This window comes from Phycisphaerales bacterium (assembly GCA_040217175.1).
Taxonomy (GTDB): Bacteria; Planctomycetota; Phycisphaerae; order Phycisphaerales; family UBA1924; genus JAHCJI01.
In genome coordinates, this window is record JAVJNT010000002.1 from 21117 (window position 1) to 39900 (window position 18784).

Consider the following 18784-nt stretch of genomic DNA (forward strand, 5'->3'; position numbering starts at 1 on the left):
TTAAGATCGTGCGAAAACCCGTCATCTGTTCGGTATTCTTCCGGATGAACGACGGGGCCATTCGGGAAAGTCCGAGGATACAAAGGGGACCAACATGAAGAAAGCGATCGCCTCTGCCAAGGCCCGCCTTCGCCACGGGACGCATCCGGGGACGCGTGGCTTCACGCTCATCGAGTTGCTGGTGGTCATCGCCATCATCGCGCTGCTCATCAGCGTCCTGCTGCCCGCCCTGGGCGAGGCCCGCAAGACGGCGCGCCTGGCCATCGACCTTGGCAATCTCAAGCAGTTTGGCTTCGCCATGGGCACCTACTCGGCCGACTACGAAGACCGCATCTTCGCGTTCACCTGGAACGACCAGCGCGACGCGGCCCAGTCCGAGTATTCCGACCTCCGCGGGGCCGGTAGCCCGATCGCCAAGTCTGCCGACCAGGCCGTCGACATCCTGCGTCGCCGCACGGGTCGTGGCACCGACATCCCAAAGATCAGCCCCGGGTGGATTCCCAACGTGCTGTACACGCACCTCGTGGTGAACGACTACCTCGCGCAGAAGCTGCCCGAGAAGATGGTGGTTTCGCCCATGGATCGCTACCGCCTCCAGTGGCAGGAAGATCCGGAGAACCTGTTCGACCAGAACTACTGGTTCCCGTTCCAGGAGCCGGCCTCGGCCCGCAACAAGCGCTGGCCATATAGCTCCAGTTACCAGGTCGTGCCCGCGTCCTACGACGCATCGCAGGTCGGTAGCCGCATCTCGCAGGCCACGCACCGCTCGTACTTCGTGCCCCCGGCTGTCAAGCTGGGCGACCTGCGCATCACGGCCGTCGACGCACCCGCGTCGAAAGTCTTCATGCACGACAACGTCGACCGCTACTCGAAGACCGAGCTGTACCACGCGTTCCCTGACGCCAAGTCCACCATCCTGATGTTCGACCTGTCGGCCAGCGTCCGCGTGACCGACGACTGCAACGACGGATGGCAGCCGAACAGTCCGACGTCTGCGTCGCCGACACGCTACCAGTTCGTCGGCGGATCGGCCTGGGAGCCACAGGCCCGCGCCGACTCCATCGTCACCGGCTACTACCGGTGGACGCGTGGCGGCCTCAAGGGCGTCGACTTCAACGGCACCGAGATCGACACCGGTCAGCCCGATTAACAGGGTTTCCGCAGTCGCAATTCGGGGAAATACGACGGCCGGGGTGGGAACACTCCGGCCGGCCTGCCTATTAAGATCGCTTGAAGGAATTTCTACGACCGCGGGCCGGGTCCCGGGGATCCGGAACCGAATTGCACGCGTAGAGGTCCGTCCGGAGCCTACCGAGGCCCCATCAAGCGGTCTCGGCCCCATCCGTTCGGAATTCGGCCGGAACGAGAATCGACCCGAGCATCGCTCGGCACGGTATCCAAGGAGCCCCCGTCGTGGGCGGCAGTGGAGGACACACGAAACATGATCAATCTCGCTGAACGCATCCGCCGCACGCGCGGCACCTCCAGCACCCGATCGGGCTTCACGCTCATCGAGCTGCTGGTGGTCATCGCCATCATCGCGCTGCTGATCAGCGTGCTGCTGCCTGCCCTGGGTGAGGCCCGCAAGACCGCGCGCCTGGCCATCGACCTGGGCAACCTCAAGCAGTTTGGTTTCGCGCTGGGCACCTACTCGGCCGACTACCAGGACCGCATCTACGCGTTCACCTGGAACGACGAGGATGACATCCGCCGGGGCCAGCAGTCCGATGGTGGCGGGTTGAGCGGCACGGGCATCGCCGCCTCGGCCGCCCAGGCGACCGACATCATCCGCTTCCGGGCCAACCGTCCGGACTTCAACCAGCCGGGGAGCTGGATCCCCAACGTCCTCTACACCCACTTGGTCGTGAACGACTACCTCGCGCAGAAGCTGCCCGAGAAGATGGTGGTCTCGCCCATGGACCGCTACCGCCTGCAGTGGCAGGAGGATCCCAAGAACCTGTTCGACCAGAACTACTGGTTCCCGTTCCAGGAGCCGGCCAGCAACCCCAACATTCGTTGGCCCTACAGCTCGAGCTACCAGGTCGTGCCCGCTTCGTACGACGCATCGCAGGTGGGGAGCCGCATCACGCAGAACCCCAGCAGCCACCGGTCCTACCAGATCCCCGGCGGCGCGAAGATCGGCGAGAAGAAGATCACCTCGGTCGACAGCCCGGCCCAGAAGGTCTTCATGCACGACAGCAACGATCGCTACAGCAAGCAGGAACTCTTCTACGCGTTCCCTGACGCCAAGGTCACCATGATCATGTTCGACCTGTCGGCCAGCGTCCGCGTGACCGACGACGCCAACGTGGGTTGGCAGCCCAACAGCCCGACCCAGGATCGCCCGACGCGCTTCGTCTTCGATCCGTCCGGCTCGGCTTGGGAGCCCCAGGCTCGCGGCCCGTCGCCGGTCGACGGCTACTACCGCTGGACCCGCGGCGGCCTCAAGGGCGTTGACTACGGTGGCACCGAGATCGACACCGGCCAGCTTCGCTAAGCCGACGCTCAACTACGTCTGATCCCAAGCGGCCCGCCCATTCGGCGGGCCGTTTTCGTTGGTGACGCGCTAGCATTGAAGCAGTGTCCCGGGTCGATCGGACGGCCCTGTATGTGCCCAGCATCTGCCCTGCATCCAGGAGGTCTGCCCGGTGCGAGTGTTGATTGCCGACAAGTTCGAGGAATCCGGCGTTGAGGCCCTGCGGTCCGCCGGACACGACGTGGTGGTCGAGCCTGGGCTCGGCCCAGACTCGCTTCCCGGGGCACTCTCAACCCACCGCCCCGAGATCCTGATCGTCCGCTCGACGAAGGTGCCAGCCGGCGTCATCGAAGGCCAGGATTCACTCAAGGGCATCATCCGCGCCGGGGCCGGGCACGACAATATTGACTCGGCCGCCGCGAGCGCGAAGGGCGTTGCGGTGTGCAACTGCCCCGGCATGAATGCCGTGGCCGTCGCCGAATTGGCGATGGGCCACATCATCAACTGCGACCGCCGCCTGCCGGCCCAGGACGCCGAGCTTCGCACCGGCCACTGGAACAAAAAGGAATACGCCAAGGCCCGCGGCCTGAAGGGCCAATCGCTGCTGCTGGTGGGCATGGGCGCCATCGGCCGGGAAGTCGCCACCCGGGCCAATGCCTTTGGCATGGACGTCGTCGGCTGGTCGCGGAGCCTCACGCCCGAGCGGGCCGAGCACATGGGCGTTCGCTTCGGCGGCAACAGCCAGGACGATCTGCATGCGCTTCTCGGCAGTGCCGACGTCGTCAGCCTGCACGTCGCCGCGACACCTGAGACCAAGGGCATGTGCGACGCAGATTTCTTCCGGGCCATGAAGGACGGCGCCTCGTTCATCAACACGGCGCGCGGGACCCTCGTCGACGAAGACGCGCTGCTTGCCGCCGTGCAGGACAAGAGCCTGCGCGTCGGGACCGACGTGTACCAGAACCAGCCCGGCACGCCCGACGAGGCGTTCAAGACGCCCATGGCGACCGATGGCGTCTTCTGCTCGCACCACTGCGGCGCCTCGACCGACCAGGCCCAGCAGGCCGTCGCCGACGAGACCGTCCGCATCGTGGCCGAGTACGAGAAGACCGGCTCGTTCATCAACGTGGTGAACCAGCTCCAGCCCGCCTGAGACCCACGAGAACGGCTACCACCAGACCCTGCTTCCAAGACAGCTCGCTCCAGGAGATCGACACGATGACGGCTTCGGCAACCCGCGGCACCCTGACCGATTCGGCCCAGACGCGTAGTACGTTCAACTTCTCGGCGGGTCCCGCTGCCCTGCCCGAGGCCGTGATCCGCCGCGTGCAGGAAGACATTTGGGACATCGACGGCACGGGCATCGGCATCATGGAGCACAGCCACCGCGGACCGGTCGTCGACGGCGTGTGGGAGCGGACCGAGGCCGCCTGCCGCAAGCTCGCCAACATTCCCGATGACTACGCCGTGCTCTACGTCCAGGGCGGCGCGTCGACGCAATTCTCGATGGTGCCGTCCAACTACCTGCCCGAGGGCGGGACAGCCGACTACATCAACACCGGCGTCTGGTCGAAAAAGGCCATCAAGGAAGCCAAGCTGTACGGCAAGCCCCACGTGGCAGCGAGCAGCGAAGACTCCAACTTCGACCACATCCCCACCGACGTCACGTGCTCGGACAAGCCCGCTTACCTGCACTTCACGAGCAACAACACCATCTTCGGCACCGAGTTCAGCGCCGAGCCGACTTGCCCGGACGGCTCGTTCCTGGTGTGCGACGCCTCGAGCGACATCTTCAGCCGGCCGATCGATGTCACCAAGTACGGGCTGATCTACGCCGGCGCCCAGAAGAACCTCGGCCCCTCGGGCGTCACGCTGCTCATCATTCGCAAGGACATCGCCGAACGCTGCGAGCGCGAGCTTCCGAGCATGGGCATGTACAAGACGCACTTCGAGAACGACAGCCGATTCAACACGCCCCCGGTCTTCGGCGTGTACGTGATGGGCGTCGTGTTCGATTGGATCCTCGAGAACGGCGGCCTCGACGGCATGGGCGTACGCAACGCGGCGAAGGCCAGCGCGATCTATGACGTGCTCGACGAGGGCTTCTACAAGCCCCACGCCAAGACCGGCAGCCGCTCGATGATGAACATCACCTTCAACTGCCCCAGCGACGAGCTCAACGCCAGGTTCCTCGAAGAGGCCCAGTCGCACAGCTTCGACGGGCTCAAGGGCCATCGCTCGGTCGGCGGCATCCGTGCGAGCATCTACAACGCGTTCCCGCCCGCGGGCTGCCAGGCATTGGCCCAGTTCATGCGAGACTTCGCCCAGCGCAACGGCTGAACCGGCTACCCCAGCCGGGTCAAGGCCGCCGCGACGACCTCCTCCGTCTCGATCGCCTGCATCATGCGCGCGTTCGCCGGTGACTTGTGCGCGCTCGCATGACCCGGGGACTCGTGCTGGATGACGTCGCTCGAACGCTGGTACGGACCGACGAGCCTCGTCAGCGTCGGGCCAAAGAGGGCCACCAGAGGCCTGTCGAACCCGACCGCCATGTGCAGGGCGGCCGAATCGTTGGCGACGACCAGGGCGGCCTGCTGCACGATGGCCATCAACTCGGCGATGCCCGTCCGCGCGACGAGATCGATGACCCGCGGATGGTCATGGCTCAGCGCGCACGTCCGCTCGCACTGCGTCCGCTCGCCCGGCCCGCCGACGACAGCGATGCTCGCCTCGGTGCGGTCGAGCACCGCGAGCGCCAGCTGCGCAAACCGCTCGTCGGGCCACTGCTTGGCCGGCCATCGGCTCGTTGGCGCGAGGACGACCAGCGGACGTTGGGCCGCTTCGCCGAGGAGCCGTTCGGCTGCTTGCATTGCGTGCGCGGGCGCGTAGAGGCGCATGTCCGGGGCGGCGATGGGCTCCGAAGCTCCGTACGTGTCGATCGCCGCCTGTGCCAGGCCGAGCATGCGATCGACGGCGTGGACGCCGCCCTCGCTCTCGACCCGGCGGGTGTAGGCAAGGTGCGCGAGTTCCCGGGCGTCGGCCGCGCCCACCCGCACCGGGGCGGCGGTCGCCAGCGTCATCAGGCCGCTGCGCATGAGGCCCTGGCAATCGACGACGAGGTCGTACTTCCGCCGGCGGAGACCATTGCCCCACCGCAGGGCTGCGATCAGGCGGTCGGGCCGCGCCAAGGGAGACAGGTCTCGCCGCGGAAAGGCAACCACCTCGCTCAAGGCCGGGTGGGCCTCGATGGCCGGCGCGAATGCGTCCTGGACCAGCCAGTCGATGGTCGCGTGCGGCCAGCGGGCCCGCAGCGCCGCCAGCACCGGCACGCTGCGGCACACGTCGCCCAGCGCACTGGGGCGGATGATCAGGATGCGCTCGGGCTCGCTGTTCGGGGGCCGCACGGCCCAGTGTATCGGCGGTGGGCCGTGCAAGGGCACTATGCTGGCGTATGAAGCGACTTGTGATGCTCGGCCTGGCGTGCCTCTCGGTGATCTCGCCCCTGGCGTGCGGCCAGGCCGACGACGGGCCGGGTGCGCCGCTCGCGGGCCTCATCGTGCATGCCGGCGAAGACCCGACCGTTGCCGATGCCGACGGCTTGGAAGAGGCATTGCGTGGCCTGCGTCGAGTTGGCTCATTGGATGACCCGGCCGCGATCGCCGCCATCACGCGGGTCATGCTCGAGGCCACGACGATTCCGGGTGCACGCGTCGCGCTGCTCGACGTGGCTGGCGATGCCGACGGCGCTTCGACGCTGCTCGTGGTCGCAAGCGTGCCCGGAAGCGAACTCGACGAGGAGGTCCACGGCGCGGGGATCACGATGACGCCGCAGGGCCAGGCCGGTATCGTGCGTAGCTGGCCTCAAGACGACCGCCGCTTTTTCGCGTACCAGAACGATCCGATGGCGCCCTTCGAGCCCGAGGCGTTCGCTCGAGGGCTGGCATCGCTCCAAGAGACCTTCGACGACCACCGCCCCACCACCACCGATGGCATCGAGCTCATGCTCGACCTCGAGAACCTCCGCCGCGCCTGGCCGCAGTCGCTGGCCGATGGCCCCGCCCGCCGGGTCGTCGCCGTCACTGGGCTCGCCAACGCGCGCAAGGTCCACGTCCACGTGCCCGAGAGCGGTCCGGTGCGGCTTGCATACTCGAGCCGGGCCCTGCCGCCCGATGAAGTCAGCGTTCGCAACGGTCCTGCGCCCGCAGCCGGATCGGCCGTCGGCGCCCGCTGGCCCTCGATGTTCGATGCCGGCCTGCGCACCTACGCCGTTGCACTGGGCGACGAGCCACGCCAGGCCTTCGGCCAGCAGTTCCAGCAGTGGATGGGCCAGCACGGCAACCGGCTCCGCGGCATCGTGCAAGCGGTCGAGATCGGCATGGACTGGTCGATCGAGGCAAGCGACGATGGCCTGCGAACGGAGTTCGTCATGCCCGTCCGCGAGGGCATCGAAGTTGCCCGCCTGGCCGAGGCCATGCGTGCCACGCTTGTGGGCTCGGGCTTCGAGGCCGGCGGTGCCGGTGGCACGCTCGCGCTGCCCGAACACGTCGCGGCTGCCCTCGGCGGCAGCACGCTAAGCATCGGCATCGACAGCCAGCGTGAGCCGGCCGTCGTCCAGATCGTCATCGAGTAGCGTCGCTCAAACCGTCAGCACGCGCATGACCTCGGAGATCGTGGTCTTGCCGGCCCGGGCCTTGGCGAATCCGTCCTGACTCATGCGGGCCAAGACGCCGTCCGCGAGCGCGTGCTTGGCGATGTCGCCTGCGCTCCGCCCGTGCATGATGTCGTCGCGGAGGCGGTCGCTGCTGCGGAGCAGCTCATAGATGCCGATGCGGCCGCGATAGCCGCTGTGCCTGCAGTCGCGGCAGCCCTCGCCACGGGTGAGCACGCCGTCTTCGTTGGGCTCGAAGCCCGGCGGCAGGTCGGTCGCGTCGGGCGTGTACGTCGCGGCGCAGCTCGGGCACACGCGGCGGACCAGCCGCTGGGCCAGCACGCCCTCGATGCTCGAGCTGACCAGGAACGGCTCAACGCCCATGTCGAGGAGTCGAGTCATGGCGCCGGGTGAGTCGTTCGTATGGAGCGTGCTGAACACCAGGTGGCCCGTCAGCGACGCCTGAATGGCCGTCTCGGCGGTTTCCTTATCGCGGATTTCGCCGATCATGACGACGTCGGGATCGTGCCGCAGGATGCTCCGCAGCCCTGCCGCGAAGGTCAGCCCGACCTGCGTGTTGACCTGGATCTGGTTGACCCCGCCCACGTGGTACTCGACGGGATCCTCGACGGTGATGGCCTTGATCTCGTCGCTCACGATGCGGTTGAGCGAGGCGTACAGCGTCGTCGACTTACCCGAGCCGGTGGGCCCCGTGACGAGCAGGATGCCGTAGGGCCGCTCGATGAGCGAGTTCCACTCTTCCTGGATCCAGCCCGGCATGCCCAGGTCGCCCAGTTCCATGAGCACGGCCGACTTGTTCAGGATGCGGAGCACGACGCCCTCGCCGAAGAGCATCGGGATGACGCTGACGCGTAGGTCGAACTCCTGCAGGGCCATCCGGCCGCTGTCGTCGGGCAGGCGCTGCTTGAGCGTGATGCGCCCGTCCTGGGGCTTGCGCTTCTCGGCGATGTTCATGTTGGACATGATCTTCAGCCGGCTGATGATGGCCGCCGAGAAGCGATTGATGGTCTCGGGCACGTTGGCCCGCTGCAGCACCCCATCGATGCGATACCGAACGATGAGCCGATTCTCGTAGGGCTCGATGTGTACGTCGGTCGCGCGCTCGCGGACGGCCTCGAGCAGGATGTCGTTGACCAGCTTGATGACGCTGGCTTCCTGGGCCTGCTCGATCTCGTCCTCGTCGCCGCCCTTGACCTCGACTTGAGCCCCAGCTTCTGCCGAGAGCGCATCGAGCGTGTCCGATCCCACGCCGTAATTCGCGCGAATGAACCGCTGCAGGCCGTCGTCGTCTGCAAGCACGAATTCGATGCTGTGGCCCGTGAGCAGGCGGAGCTCGTCGAGCACGCCCAGCTCGAAGGGATCGCTCGTCGCGACGGTCAGCGTGCCGTTCTCGCGGCGGATGGGGACGCAACGCTGCTTGTGTACGAGGCTGGCCGGCAGGGTTTGCAAGACCTTGGCCTCGACCACGATCGAGTCGAGGTCGACCACGTCCAGATGAAACTGATCGCCGATGGTCTGGAGCACCTGGTCGGAGTCGACCAGACCCATCCTTACCAGAACCCGATCAATGCGATCGCCAGAGGACCGCTGCTGAGCCAGCGCATGGTCCAACTGCTCCTGCGTGATCACGCCCCGGTCGAGTAGTACGGTGCCGATTCCCATGGGTACTAAGAGTGTATTGCACCCCTGCTCCGGCGTAACGGGCGTCGTTGGACGGGCCATGCATTTTCTGGTTATGGGGGTTGACACGGGCCGGGTAATATGTTACTCTTTAGTCACATATTGATCCCCTTAATCACCGATACACCAACGCCACGAACACGCCAGACGACGAGGAGCCCAGCCATGCCCGACGCACCATCCGCCGCACAGTCCTTCACGCACGTCCGCGACGGCCTCCGGAACCTGGAGTTCGCCCGAGGCCTCCTGCTCGAGATGGCCAAGGCCACGCCGGACGAGAAGTTCTACCAGGTGCCGGCCGATGGCGGCAATCACGCCGCCTGGAACCTCGGCCACATCGCGGTGACGGACGATCTCGTCCGGAGCTCGCTCGGCGGCGGCGAGGCCGTGCTGACGACCGACTGGCACGACATGTTCAAGGGCGGCAGCACCTGCAAGCCCGGCGCCGAAGGGCACCCCGGCCGAGAGGAACTGCTCGATGGCCTGGCCCGTTCGCGCGCAGCGGTGGTTGCCTGGTTCAGCGGGTTGAGCGAGAGCGAGCTGCTCGAGCCGCTCTCGGGCGGCATCGCACAGCTCGCCCAGGACCGCATCATGCTCATGGGTTCGCTCGCGTCGCACGAAGCGTTCCATGCCGGCCAGATGAGCGCCGCGCGCCGCGTGTTCGGCATGCCGCCGTTGTTCTGAGCCCCGAGGGATGCCAGGCATGGACGCGATCAGTGCACCCCCCGGCTCGATCGACGCGGACGGCGTCTGGAAGGCGCTCAGCGACCCCACGCGGCGGGCCATCCTGGACCTTCTGCGTGCCGGCCGCGCCACGACGGGAGACGTCGCCAGCGCGTTTCCGACGCTCAGCCGCTTCGCGGTCATGAAGCACCTGACGGTGCTCGAAGAGGCCGGGCTGGTCATCGCGCGGAAGGAGGGGCGAAGGAAATTCAACTACCTCAACGCGGTCCCCCTGCGCAGGGTGTACGAGCGTTGGGTCAGCAAGTACCAGGATCGATGGGCCGGTTCGCTCATCGGCCTGCAACAGCTCGCAGAGGGCGAGCAACAACCTACGGGGGAATCAAGAATGACCACGCAGACCATCAACATGTCGGCGACCGTCGTGCATACCGAGATCACCATCGACGCCCCGCCCGATCACGTCTACGACCTGTTCTTCGAGCGGCCCAACGACTGGTTCTACGAGAGCGAGGAGAGCCGCAAGACGCAGACGACCATCGCCGAGCGCCGGATCGGCGGGCACTTCTACCTCGAAACGAAACGCCCCGACGGCCCACCCGATGAGAACGTCATCGGCACGATCACGATGCTCAAGCCGGGCCGAAAGATCCGCATGCGGGGCGATTGCACGGTGCCGAACGCGTTCATCGCCAACATGACGATCGCCTTCGAGCCCGCCGGCAACGGCACACGCGTCAGCGTCGAGCACCGCATGGCCGGCGAGTACGACGAAGACCTGCCCGCCGGGTTCGAAGAAGGCTGGCAGGACGGCCTCCAGAAGCTCAAGGCACTCTGCGAGTCCTGAGTCCCGACCAGTCTGGAACAGACCAATCCAAACTCCCCAACACCCGACCCGGCCTCTGGCCCCGTCGGGTGTCTCCGTGTTTATGAGACGGTTATGGCAGGCTGGCTGTCGGCTTCTTGCTCCCGAAGGTCGCTCAGTGCGGCTGCAAGGGCACGCCGCTGTATCGCCGCAGTGAGCTCGACGGAAATCTCCGAGACCAGACTCCCAGAGAAATGGGATCAATCAGGGATGAGGAACTCGTGATGGGAAGGATGACACAAACCGTAGCGGTCGTCATTGGATTCGCCGTAGGCTTGACGGTGCTGGCGATGGGGCCGGCGGCGGAGAGGCAGGGACGGTCCATGGCCGAGAACGAAGAACACGCTCGATTGATCATCGACGGCGCGCGGCACGCGACCGAGTCGACCGATCGGCGGATCATCGAGGCCCGGACCGTACCGGCAACACCCGCCCAGTGCTGGCAGCGATGGACGACCGGCGACGGCGTCGGCGAGTTCATGAGCCCGAACAACTCCATCGAGCTACGCATCGGCGGGGACTACGAGATCCTGTTCGCCATGCAACTGCCCAGGGGTGAGCAAGGCTCGGAAGACTGCAAGGTCCTCAGCTACGTACCAGAGCGGATGCTGAGCTTCGAGTGGAACGCGCCGCCGATGTTCCCCGAGGTACGCCAGCAGCGCAGCCGCGTCGTGGTTTTCTTCGAACCGGTCGACGGCGGAACGCGCGTCGAGCTGGTCCACCTTGGCTTCGGCGAGGGCGAGCAGTGGGACCAGGTCTACGAGTACTTCACCAAGGCGTGGGCACGCGTCATGGACCGCTTCGCAGGCATCGCCGAGGCCTGAGCCTCAGGCAGCACACATGCGGCGGCGTGCGGCCGGCTTGAGCGCAATCGCCACCGCCGTCAGGTCGTCCTGCTGGTGCAGCGAGCCCGCCTGGCAATCGACGCGTTCGGCAAGCCTGCGGAATGCGGCGTCGGTATCGGCGTCGTCGCCCGAGCCTACCCAGGGCAGGTTGGCGAACTCAGTGAGATAGGCCTGCACGTCGAGCTTGCCGTTGGCCGAGCCCTTGCTCGCCTCGCCGGCATCGGGGAAGGCCGTCTCGAATCCGTCGCTGTACAGCAGCAGCGTCTCGCCGGCCTGCAGCGTGAAGGTGAGCTGCTCATAGGGCTCGCCCTCGAAGACGCCCAGCAGCGCGCCTCCGGAGTCGTACGCCCGACTCTCGTCGCCCCCGAGGACGAGCGCGGGCGGGTGGCCGGCGGTGCACAGCGTCACTTCGTGCGTGCGCAGGTCGAAGATGCCGCAGACCGCCGTCGCGAAGCGCGACCGACCGCGCTGCGTACGGACGAGGTCGGCGTTGAGCGCGGTCATCGCTTCGGCCGGGGTTCGCGTCGCGGCGCCGCTCCGCAGGCTCCGCGAGATCACCATCGTGAGCAACGCCGCGGGCACGCCGTGGCCCACCGCATCGGCCACGAAGAACCAGAGCCGGTCCTTGTCGATCCGCGTCACGTCGTAGATGTCGCCACTCACGTAGGTCGCCGGTCGAAACATCACGCCGAATTCGAGGCCTTCGGCCTCGGGCAACTCGGCAGGTAGCAACTCCTGCTGGATCGCCGCAGCGAGGTTGAGCTCCTCGTGCATGCGATCCATCTCCTGCCGTACGCCGCCCTGAGCCCCCGTCAGGATGCGCAGCTCGCGCTCCATCTCGATGATCGAGTCCTGCCGGCCGAGCAGGCCGCGCAGCGCGGTGGCGATGGCCTGTGGCGCCAGATCGCTGTCGGCGCCAAGCAGTCCGCCCCTGGTGATCTGGTCGCACATGTCTTGGGGCATGCCGGGCATGAGCACGAAGCCGTAGGCCGAGACGTCATGCAACAGGTGCGCGAACGCCACGATCGTCGGCTTGGGCGTGTCCTCGTCGAGTAGCACCAGTACGGCGGGCGCCTCACTCCGGCCCGACTCGCTCTGAACGATCACCGCATCGGCAAGCTCGCCCACGTCGACGAACTCGGCTTCGGGGCATTGGTCGCCCCATGCCGCGACGACAGACTCCCAGAGCCCGCGTACGCCCGGGCCTGAAGGGTCGGAATTCGCCACGATCACAGCCTGTGGAGCCAAGGCGCACCCTCCCGAGGCGCACCCGAGCATCGGCTCCGCCTCCGGGAGTGCTATCGGCTCAGCGGGCGACCTTCTGGAGGCGGGCAAAGTCCAGATCCACGGTGTCGCCGCGCTCCAGGCCGAGTTCTCGGAGCTTGCCAGCCCGGAACTCCAGTGCGAACTGGGCCGCCGCGTTGCTGGGATACCGCGTCAGACGACTCTCGTACGCCTGGCGGCTCTCGCCCTCGAGTTGGGGCTCCACGGGCATCTCGTGCGTCGCCACGACCGTGCCGAACTGGTCGAGGAAGGCGATGTCGATCGGCACCAAGCAGTCGCGCATCACGAACTCGAGCCGCCTCGGCCTGGGGAACACGAAGATCATGCCGCCATCGGGCTCGATCTGCTCGCGGCCGCCCAGGCCCTTGAGGCGCGTCGCGTCGGTCGCGGCGATCTCCAGGAAGAACGCCTGCCCGTTGATCTCGATGGTCTCGACGTCGTTCGAGACCGCCTCGTTGGGCACGCACGCGCTCGACAGCAACAGCACCAGCGCCAGCAGCGAGATCAGGATCGTCCGAGAAGCCATGCATCATCCTCCGGCGTGAAGCGGGCGGGCCCGCGGGGCATGGTATCGAGGTCGAACCGCTCGGCGAACTCGGCGAGATCCATGGGCTCCCGCGGCTGGTCCGGCAGGCTCCAGCACGCCAGCAACCCCAGGATGCGCTCGACCGGCACGCCCTCCGCCCGATAGGTCGCCAGCCGGCTGTCGCCGTGCCGCTTCGCGAGCCGGCGGCCATCGGGGCCCAGCACCAGCGGCAGGTGCGTGTACCGGGGCCTTGGCGCGAGCCCGAGCGCGTCGTAGAGCAGCGTCTGCCGACCCGCAGAGTCCAACAGGTCGCCTCCCCGGACCACCTGCGTCACGCCCTGGCGGGCATCGTCGACGACCACCGCGAGCTGGTACGCGGGCATGCCCCGCTTGGTCCAGATCACGAAGTCGCCCGCCTCGGCCGCCGGATTGGTCGTCGACGGGCCGAGAAACGCGTCGTCGACCTCGACCGCACCGTCGGGCGTCGCGAACCGCCAGTTCGTCTCTCGGTCGGCAAACTCGGCGGGGACCAGCGGCCGCGGGCGAGCGACGGCGGCCGGAGCGCCATCGCCGGCGTGGGGCGCCGAGGCCGCATCGGCGATCTCGGTCCTCGTGAGCTCGCACGGGTACGCCAGGGCATGGGCGGCCAGCGTGCGCATGGCCTCGGCGTGGAGCCCGAGGTCCTCGCTCTGGATCGTCGGGCCCTCGTCCCAGTCGAGGCCCAGCCAGGCGAGCGTGTCGAGCGTCTGATCGATCGAGCCCGGCTTGACGCGTGGGCCGTCGAGATCCTCGATCCGCATCACGATGCCCCACCCGTGCCGGCGCGCGAGGATCCAGTTGACCACGAACGTGCGCGCGTTGCCCAGGTGCAGGGCGCCCGTGGGCGAGGGGGCCAGGCGGGTCTTCTGGGACGCTTGGGTCGGCATCACGCCTGCATTTGTAGGGAAGGCGTTGGGGCCGGGTTGGTCGGCCCGGCCCGGGCGCTACCGTTGAGGCCCGGCGGGCGGCACGCGGAGGAGTCGCGGGCCCCCGGAGTCCGGCTGGATGGAGTGTGGCACGATGGAGAAGCTCTCCGAAGCCGAGGTGAAGGATCGCCTCACGCATCACCCCGAGTGGACCGAAGTCGGCGGCGAGATCCAGCGGACCTACGAGTTCGCGGACTTCAAGGCCTCGATGCGGTTCGTTAACGAGGTGGCCGAGGAGGCCGAGCGCGTGCAGCACCACCCCGATGTGCTGATCCGCTACTCGAAGGTCACGCTGACGGTGTCGACCCACGACGCCGGCGGCATCACGGTCAAGGACTTCGACCTGGCCGGCTTTTCCGACCAGGCCGCCGAAGGCATCGTGGGCGCGACGGCCTGACCAACGGCCTGAGCATCCGTAGTCGAGCTAGTGCGGCACTTCCTTGACCGCGTTGCGATTCCAGGCCGGCACGCGGACGACGATCGGGCCGCTGCCCTCGACCTCGCACTGGCAGCTCAGCCGGCTGTTCATCTGCAGGCCGGGGGCTTCCTCGACGCGGTCTTCCTCGGCCTCGGTCGCCTCGGCGACGTCGCCCATGCCCTGCTCGACGTAGACGTGGCAGGTGGAACAGGCGCACACGCCCCCGCAGGCGTGCTCGATGTTGATGCCGTTGTCGACGGCGACCTCGAGCAGGTGCTCGCCCTTGGCCGCCAAGACCTCCCACTCGGCGCGATCCGAGCCGGTCAGCGATTCGGGGTCTTCGAGGATGAACTTGACGGGAACCTCCTTGGGCCCGTGGTCATGATCGCTGTGGCGTAAGTGCATGGCACAGCATAGGGCCCGAAATTGAGGCTTGGACTCAATCCAAAGAGGGTGCTACGGGTTGCCCGCATCCATTGCGTCAGTTGCCCGAGAGTACCTCGAATCGATCGCACTCGGCCTCGCTCGGCTCCCTGTCCCGCCGCGCCATTGCGGCCCGGGCGACCTCCAGGAACTTCTCGGCCCGGTAGGCCTTCTCGCCGGCGTCGGTCACCCAACGCATCGGGCCGACGCGCCCGATGATGGGCTTGCTGGCGGCCCACATCGTGCCCGTTCCCACGATGGCGCCGGTCATGATGCGCGTGCCGATGGCGGTCTTGACGTGGTCGCCCAGCACGCAGCCCATGAACGTCTCGCCCGTGCGCTGGCGGTCCATCACGACCGGGCCGTAGGTGTTCAGCAGGTTACTGTTGGTGGTGCCCGCGCCCAGGTTGCACCACGAGCCGACGTACGAATCGCCCAGGAAGCCCTCGTGGGCCTTGTTGGCGTAGCCTTGGAAGATCACGCCGGTGATCTCGCCGCCGACCTTGCACATCGGACCGATGGCCGTGTTTGGTCGGATCGTCGCGTGCTCGATGACCGTCGAGCCCGGGCCGACGTAGGCCGGTCCGATGATCACGGCGTGGTGGCCCACGCGCGCGTGCTCGTCGATCACGATTGCGCCGTCGCTGGCGTCGAGCACGGCACTCTCGGCGACCCTGGCGCCCTCGCGCACGACGACGCCCTTGGCCGGCGCCATCGCTGCGAGGTCGTACGCGATGCACGCGTCTCGATGGGTCCGCACGTGCCAGCAGCGCTCGAGCACCTCGGCGTCGCGCTCCTTGGTGTCGTACGACTCGGGATCGAGCCAGTCGGCCCCGGCATCAGCGATCCGGGCAGCGAGCAGGGTGTCGCCCTGGATGAGCGCCTGCCCGGGCTCGAGCGCGGCGATCGCCTCCAACTCGCGCGCCGCCAGCGGCCATCGACCGTTGACGATCACGGCTTCCTCGGGTGCCGATTCGTTCACCTTCAAGCGCGGGTGGGACTCTCGGGCGAGGGCCTCCATCGCGTCGGGCACGATGACGCCGCTGGGCTGCATGCCCGCGTCGGCCCAGCGCTGCATCGCGGTCCAGGCGCCGGTGCGGACGTCGAAGGCCGGTCGAAGGTCGGTCAGCGGGGCAAGCTCGCCCCGGCCGTCGTCGAAGAGGATGAGCTTCACGCCGTGGCTCCCCGTAAGAATGCCGAAGAAGGACCGCGGAAGGCTATGACCGGCGCTGCCAAGGCCTCGGACCGTTGCCGGCAAAACCGAGCAGGGGCGCGATCGCGATGAGCAACAGGCCCAGCGGCAAAGCGAGCACCGCCGTGTAGCCAGCCGAGCCGAGACGGACCAGCAGCTCGCTGCCCGGCTGGAAGGCGAGGGGGGCTCCTGTGAGCTTCTGGATCGTCAGCAGGACGACGACGACGAGCTGCGCTGCGATCACGCCGAAGAGCGTGAGCACCGAGAGCGTTGCGAGATGGTGTCGCACGAGCTTGCCGCGGAGCGTCAGGATGACCTGGGCCATGAGCACGGCCCCGAGGGCATACGGACCGACGAGCGGCTGGGCGGCGCCGGCGAGCATGGGCCAGCCGCCGGTGAGGTCGAGCGTGAGCCCGAGCACGAGGCAGGCCCAGACGGCGTGCATGGGCGGCGCACTGAGCGCGATGTATGCCCCGAGCGCGAGCAGGAAGCTGGGCTGCACCGGGCCGATCGCCAGCGCGTCTCGCAATCCTCGCTCGAGGCCGAGCAGCAGGTAGGCGACGATGGCGAACACCGGCCAATTCACGGTGCGCCTCCTTCATCGGAGCCCGACGCGTCCTCCGTGTCCGGATCGATCGGCACACGCAGGACGACCTCGCTGACACGCTGCAGCGGCACGGTGGGCGCGACGGTGATGATGGTCCGCGTTGGCTCGTCGGGCGCGGGCGACACCTCGACCACCTCACCGACGATCAACATCTGCGCACTCCGCGGCCACGTCTCGTCGCGCAGGCGAACGGTCATGCCAACGGTGATCTCGACGGGCGCGCGGCGGGTCTCGTCGAACACCCAAGTTGCTGGGCCCTCGAGCCGCCCCCCACCGGCGGGCTCGAGGCGGCACTGGATGCCGCTCTCCAGTTCATCGCCGGTCATGACCAGTGCCATCAGGCCGCCGGCCGCCTTGTCGGTGATCGGGCGAACGACGCACCACGCCCCGGTCACGCGCTCGACCCGACCGAGCAGTTGGAGGCCCTCGACGACGGCGACCGAATTCTCGACCACGCCGCGGCCCGTGCCGGCGCGCACCTGCAGGGCCTTGCTCGACGCCTCGCTGAAGCGACCGATGACCGGGGCGGCGACCTGCTGCACGCCCAGCTCGGGCGTCAATTCGGCACCCCGCTGCAGCTCGAACACCAGCCGCTCGAGCTCTCGCACCTTGAGATCCAGGTCGAGCGAGCGCTGGCGGGCGACCTCGAGCTCTTGCAGGTACTGCTCGGCCAAGGCCGGGTCGGCGGACCGGCGGAAGGGACGCGTCAGCGGGTCGGACACCCAGCGGACGGCGTTGCTGACCGGCGCCGAGACGGTGACGGCAACGTCGGCGAAGCCCGTCGTCCAGCGTGTAAAGCGCATCGGCACGATCGCCATCACGAACAGCAGCACCAGGCTGATTCGCAGCAGCGTCCTGGCACTGGGTCGTCTGGAGAGTGGTCCGGCCATGGCGCCCCGGGAGAGTCGGGCAGGCGGTGGCCCGCTTACACGTCGATGTCGTTCTCGAGGGTGGCCTTCCACTCCTCGATGTGCTCGAGGTAGATCGCCGTGCCGCGCGCGACGCACGTCAGCGGATCGTCGGCCAGCTTGCACTCGAGGCCGGTTGCCTTGCGGAGCACCTCGGGCAGCCCTCTCAAGAGTGCCCCGCCGCCGGCGAGCATGATGCCGTTCTCGACCAGGTCGGCGGCCAGCTCGGGCTCGACCTTCTCGAGCGTCCGCGTCACGGTCTCGATGATCTGGCTGATGGGCTCGCTGAGCGCCTCGCGAATCTCCTCGCTGGTGATGGTGGCCTTGCGGGGCAGGCCGCTGATCATGTCGCGGCCGCGGACCTCGATGGTGCTCTCGTCGCTGGCCTTACCGGCCGAGCCGAGCTCGATCTTGATGCGCTCGGCGGTCTGCTCGCCGATCATCAGGTTGTACGTGCGGCGCATGTGGTTCATGATCGCCTCGTCCATGTCGTCGCCAGCGACGCGGACGCTCTCGCACACGGCGATATCGGCCAGCGACATGACGGCGACCTCGGTCGTGCCGCCGCCGATATCGACGATCATGCTCGCGGTCGGCTCGGCCACGGGCAGCCCGGCACCAATAGCCGCGGCCACGGGCTCTTCGAGCAGGTACGTCCGGCGGGCGCCCGCATGCTCGGCGCTATCGAAGACGGCTCGCTTCTCGACGGCGGTGATGCCGCTGGGCACGCTGATGACCACGCGTGGCCCGATGAAGCCCCAGTTGCGCGTCAGCTGGTTCACCTTACGGATGAAATAGCCCAGCATGGCTTCGGTGATCTGGAAATCGCTGATCACGCCGTCCTTCAGCGGGCGGACGGCGGCAATCGAGCCGGGCGTCTTGCCCAGCATCTCCTTGGCCATCCAGCCGACGGCCTGCCCGTTCTTGAGGACCTCGTTGGTGCCCTTGCGGACGGCCACCACGCTGGGCTCGTTGAGCACGATGCCCTGCCCGCGGACGGCGACAAGCGTGTTGCAAGTGCCCAGGTCGATACCCATATCGACACTGAACAAGCTCGTGATACGGTCTAGGTACCGCACTGCCGCGTCGCCCTCCTGGCCAGCCGCCGCGGCGTCATTGCGACGGATACTCCGCATGGGGCGATCCATCGGCCCCGGCGGACGGCAGGCGTGAGATTATAGGAATCGGTCAGCATGCACAGGGGCCGGACGAACCGCATTGCTCGGCAGAATCTGCGGGCGTGGC

Annotated in this window: 19 protein-coding genes; 9 read left to right on the forward strand and 10 right to left on the reverse strand. The window is 67.6% G+C overall.

Annotation, left to right across the window (positions count from 1 at the left end; translation table 11 throughout):
- Positions 1-94: 94 nt before the first annotated feature.
- From RIA68_07095 to serC, 4 genes are all read left to right on the forward strand, one after another.
- Positions 95-1150, forward strand: a complete 1056-nt coding sequence (locus RIA68_07095) for a type II secretion system protein (protein ID MEQ8317206.1) — start codon at positions 95-97, stop codon at positions 1148-1150.
- A gap of 291 nt (positions 1151-1441) precedes the next feature.
- A complete protein-coding gene (locus tag RIA68_07100) occupies positions 1442-2497 on the forward strand; it encodes a type II secretion system protein (protein MEQ8317207.1) in 1056 nt (351 codons plus the stop codon).
- 151 nt (positions 2498-2648) lie between these two features.
- Entirely contained in the window at positions 2649-3629 is a 981-nt protein-coding gene (locus RIA68_07105) for an NAD(P)-dependent oxidoreductase (GenBank protein ID MEQ8317208.1), read from the forward strand.
- A 65-nt stretch (positions 3630-3694) separates the two neighbouring features.
- Entirely contained in the window at positions 3695-4816 is a 1122-nt protein-coding gene (gene serC, locus RIA68_07110; protein ID MEQ8317209.1) for a 3-phosphoserine/phosphohydroxythreonine transaminase, read from the forward strand.
- Between the two features lie 5 nt (positions 4817-4821).
- On the opposite strand, the gene RIA68_07115 is transcribed toward serC, so the two are convergent.
- Positions 4822-5880, reverse strand: a complete 1059-nt coding sequence (locus tag RIA68_07115; GenBank protein MEQ8317210.1) for a glycosyltransferase family 9 protein — start codon at positions 5878-5880, stop codon at positions 4822-4824.
- Positions 5881-5927: 47 nt separating this feature from the next.
- On the opposite strand from RIA68_07115, the gene RIA68_07120 reads away from it, so the two are divergent.
- Positions 5928-7106, forward strand: coding sequence for a hypothetical protein (locus RIA68_07120; protein ID MEQ8317211.1), 1179 nt, complete (start codon positions 5928-5930; stop codon positions 7104-7106).
- Between the two features lie 6 nt (positions 7107-7112).
- On the opposite strand, the gene RIA68_07125 is transcribed toward RIA68_07120, so the two are convergent.
- Positions 7113-8807 (reverse strand): GspE/PulE family protein, encoded by a 1695-nt coding sequence (locus RIA68_07125; GenBank protein ID MEQ8317212.1) that lies wholly within the window; start codon positions 8805-8807, stop codon positions 7113-7115.
- A 183-nt stretch (positions 8808-8990) separates the two neighbouring features.
- Between RIA68_07125 and RIA68_07130 the strand changes: the two genes are divergently transcribed.
- The 3 genes from RIA68_07130 (at position 8991) to RIA68_07140 (ending at position 11195) form a co-directional block, all read left to right on the forward strand.
- Positions 8991-9509: a DinB family protein gene (locus RIA68_07130; protein MEQ8317213.1), complete on the forward strand. Its 519-nt coding sequence runs from the start codon at positions 8991-8993 to the stop codon at positions 9507-9509.
- A 19-nt stretch (positions 9510-9528) separates the two neighbouring features.
- Complete coding sequence (locus RIA68_07135; protein MEQ8317214.1) at positions 9529-10353, forward strand: helix-turn-helix domain-containing protein; 825 nt, start codon at positions 9529-9531, stop codon at positions 10351-10353.
- A 341-nt stretch (positions 10354-10694) separates the two neighbouring features.
- Positions 10695-11195 (forward strand): SRPBCC domain-containing protein, encoded by a 501-nt coding sequence (locus tag RIA68_07140; GenBank protein ID MEQ8317215.1) that lies wholly within the window; start codon positions 10695-10697, stop codon positions 11193-11195.
- Positions 11196-11198: 3 nt separating this feature from the next.
- Here RIA68_07140 and RIA68_07145 read toward each other — a convergent pair whose 3' ends face one another.
- The 3 genes from RIA68_07145 to RIA68_07155 are packed head-to-tail and all read right to left on the reverse strand — an operon-like array spanning position 11199 to position 13952.
- Entirely contained in the window at positions 11199-12464 is a 1266-nt protein-coding gene (locus tag RIA68_07145) for a PP2C family protein-serine/threonine phosphatase (protein MEQ8317216.1), read from the reverse strand.
- 58 nt (positions 12465-12522) lie between these two features.
- Positions 12523-13026 carry a DUF192 domain-containing protein gene (locus RIA68_07150; protein MEQ8317217.1) on the reverse strand — a complete coding sequence of 168 codons (504 nt, stop codon included), beginning with the start codon at positions 13024-13026 and terminating at the stop codon, positions 12523-12525.
- Positions 13005-13952, reverse strand: a complete 948-nt coding sequence (locus tag RIA68_07155) for a glutamate--tRNA ligase family protein (GenBank protein ID MEQ8317218.1) — start codon at positions 13950-13952, stop codon at positions 13005-13007. Before RIA68_07155 ends, RIA68_07150 begins: the two co-directional genes overlap by 22 nt.
- A gap of 133 nt (positions 13953-14085) precedes the next feature.
- On the opposite strand from RIA68_07155, the gene RIA68_07160 reads away from it, so the two are divergent.
- Positions 14086-14388 (forward strand): 4a-hydroxytetrahydrobiopterin dehydratase, encoded by a 303-nt coding sequence (locus tag RIA68_07160; GenBank protein ID MEQ8317219.1) that lies wholly within the window; start codon positions 14086-14088, stop codon positions 14386-14388.
- A 27-nt stretch (positions 14389-14415) separates the two neighbouring features.
- On the opposite strand, the gene RIA68_07165 is transcribed toward RIA68_07160, so the two are convergent.
- From RIA68_07165 to RIA68_07185, 5 genes are all read right to left on the reverse strand, one after another.
- The gene (locus RIA68_07165) at positions 14416-14814 is read right to left on the reverse strand and encodes a 2Fe-2S iron-sulfur cluster-binding protein (protein ID MEQ8317220.1); all 399 of its coding nucleotides are present in this window, start codon (positions 14812-14814) and stop codon (positions 14416-14418) included.
- Positions 14815-14890: 76 nt separating this feature from the next.
- Complete coding sequence (locus RIA68_07170) at positions 14891-16006, reverse strand: putative sugar nucleotidyl transferase (protein ID MEQ8317221.1); 1116 nt, start codon at positions 16004-16006, stop codon at positions 14891-14893.
- A 43-nt stretch (positions 16007-16049) separates the two neighbouring features.
- On the reverse strand, positions 16050-16610 hold the full coding sequence (locus RIA68_07175) for a hypothetical protein (protein MEQ8317222.1): 561 nt from the start codon (positions 16608-16610) through the stop codon (positions 16050-16052).
- Positions 16607-17521, reverse strand: a complete 915-nt coding sequence (locus RIA68_07180; protein ID MEQ8317223.1) for a rod shape-determining protein MreC — start codon at positions 17519-17521, stop codon at positions 16607-16609. The genes RIA68_07175 and RIA68_07180 overlap by 4 nt, the downstream gene beginning before the upstream one ends.
- Positions 17522-17556: 35 nt before the next feature.
- The gene (locus RIA68_07185; protein MEQ8317224.1) at positions 17557-18618 is read right to left on the reverse strand and encodes a rod shape-determining protein; all 1062 of its coding nucleotides are present in this window, start codon (positions 18616-18618) and stop codon (positions 17557-17559) included.
- Positions 18619-18784: the final 166 nt, after the last annotated feature.

Coding starts and splice junctions, on each gene's coding strand:
- serC (MEQ8317209.1), top strand. CDS start 3,695: ATGACGGCTTCGGCAACCCGCGGCACCCTGACCGATTCGGCCCAGACG.
- RIA68_07165 (MEQ8317220.1), bottom strand. CDS start 14,814: ATGCACTTACGCCACAGCGATCATGACCACGGGCCCAAGGAGGTTCCC.
- RIA68_07100 (MEQ8317207.1), top strand. CDS start 1,442: ATGATCAATCTCGCTGAACGCATCCGCCGCACGCGCGGCACCTCCAGC.
- RIA68_07140 (MEQ8317215.1), top strand. CDS start 10,695: ATGGCCGAGAACGAAGAACACGCTCGATTGATCATCGACGGCGCGCGG.
- RIA68_07095 (MEQ8317206.1), top strand. CDS start 95: ATGAAGAAAGCGATCGCCTCTGCCAAGGCCCGCCTTCGCCACGGGACG.
- RIA68_07135 (MEQ8317214.1), top strand. CDS start 9,529: ATGGACGCGATCAGTGCACCCCCCGGCTCGATCGACGCGGACGGCGTC.
- RIA68_07125 (MEQ8317212.1), bottom strand. CDS start 8,807: ATGGGAATCGGCACCGTACTACTCGACCGGGGCGTGATCACGCAGGAG.
- RIA68_07130 (MEQ8317213.1), top strand. CDS start 8,991: ATGCCCGACGCACCATCCGCCGCACAGTCCTTCACGCACGTCCGCGAC.
- RIA68_07150 (MEQ8317217.1), bottom strand. CDS start 13,026: ATGGCTTCTCGGACGATCCTGATCTCGCTGCTGGCGCTGGTGCTGTTG.
- RIA68_07160 (MEQ8317219.1), top strand. CDS start 14,086: ATGGAGAAGCTCTCCGAAGCCGAGGTGAAGGATCGCCTCACGCATCAC.
- RIA68_07180 (MEQ8317223.1), bottom strand. CDS start 17,521: ATGGCCGGACCACTCTCCAGACGACCCAGTGCCAGGACGCTGCTGCGA.
- RIA68_07120 (MEQ8317211.1), top strand. CDS start 5,928: ATGAAGCGACTTGTGATGCTCGGCCTGGCGTGCCTCTCGGTGATCTCG.
- RIA68_07155 (MEQ8317218.1), bottom strand. CDS start 13,952: ATGCCGACCCAAGCGTCCCAGAAGACCCGCCTGGCCCCCTCGCCCACG.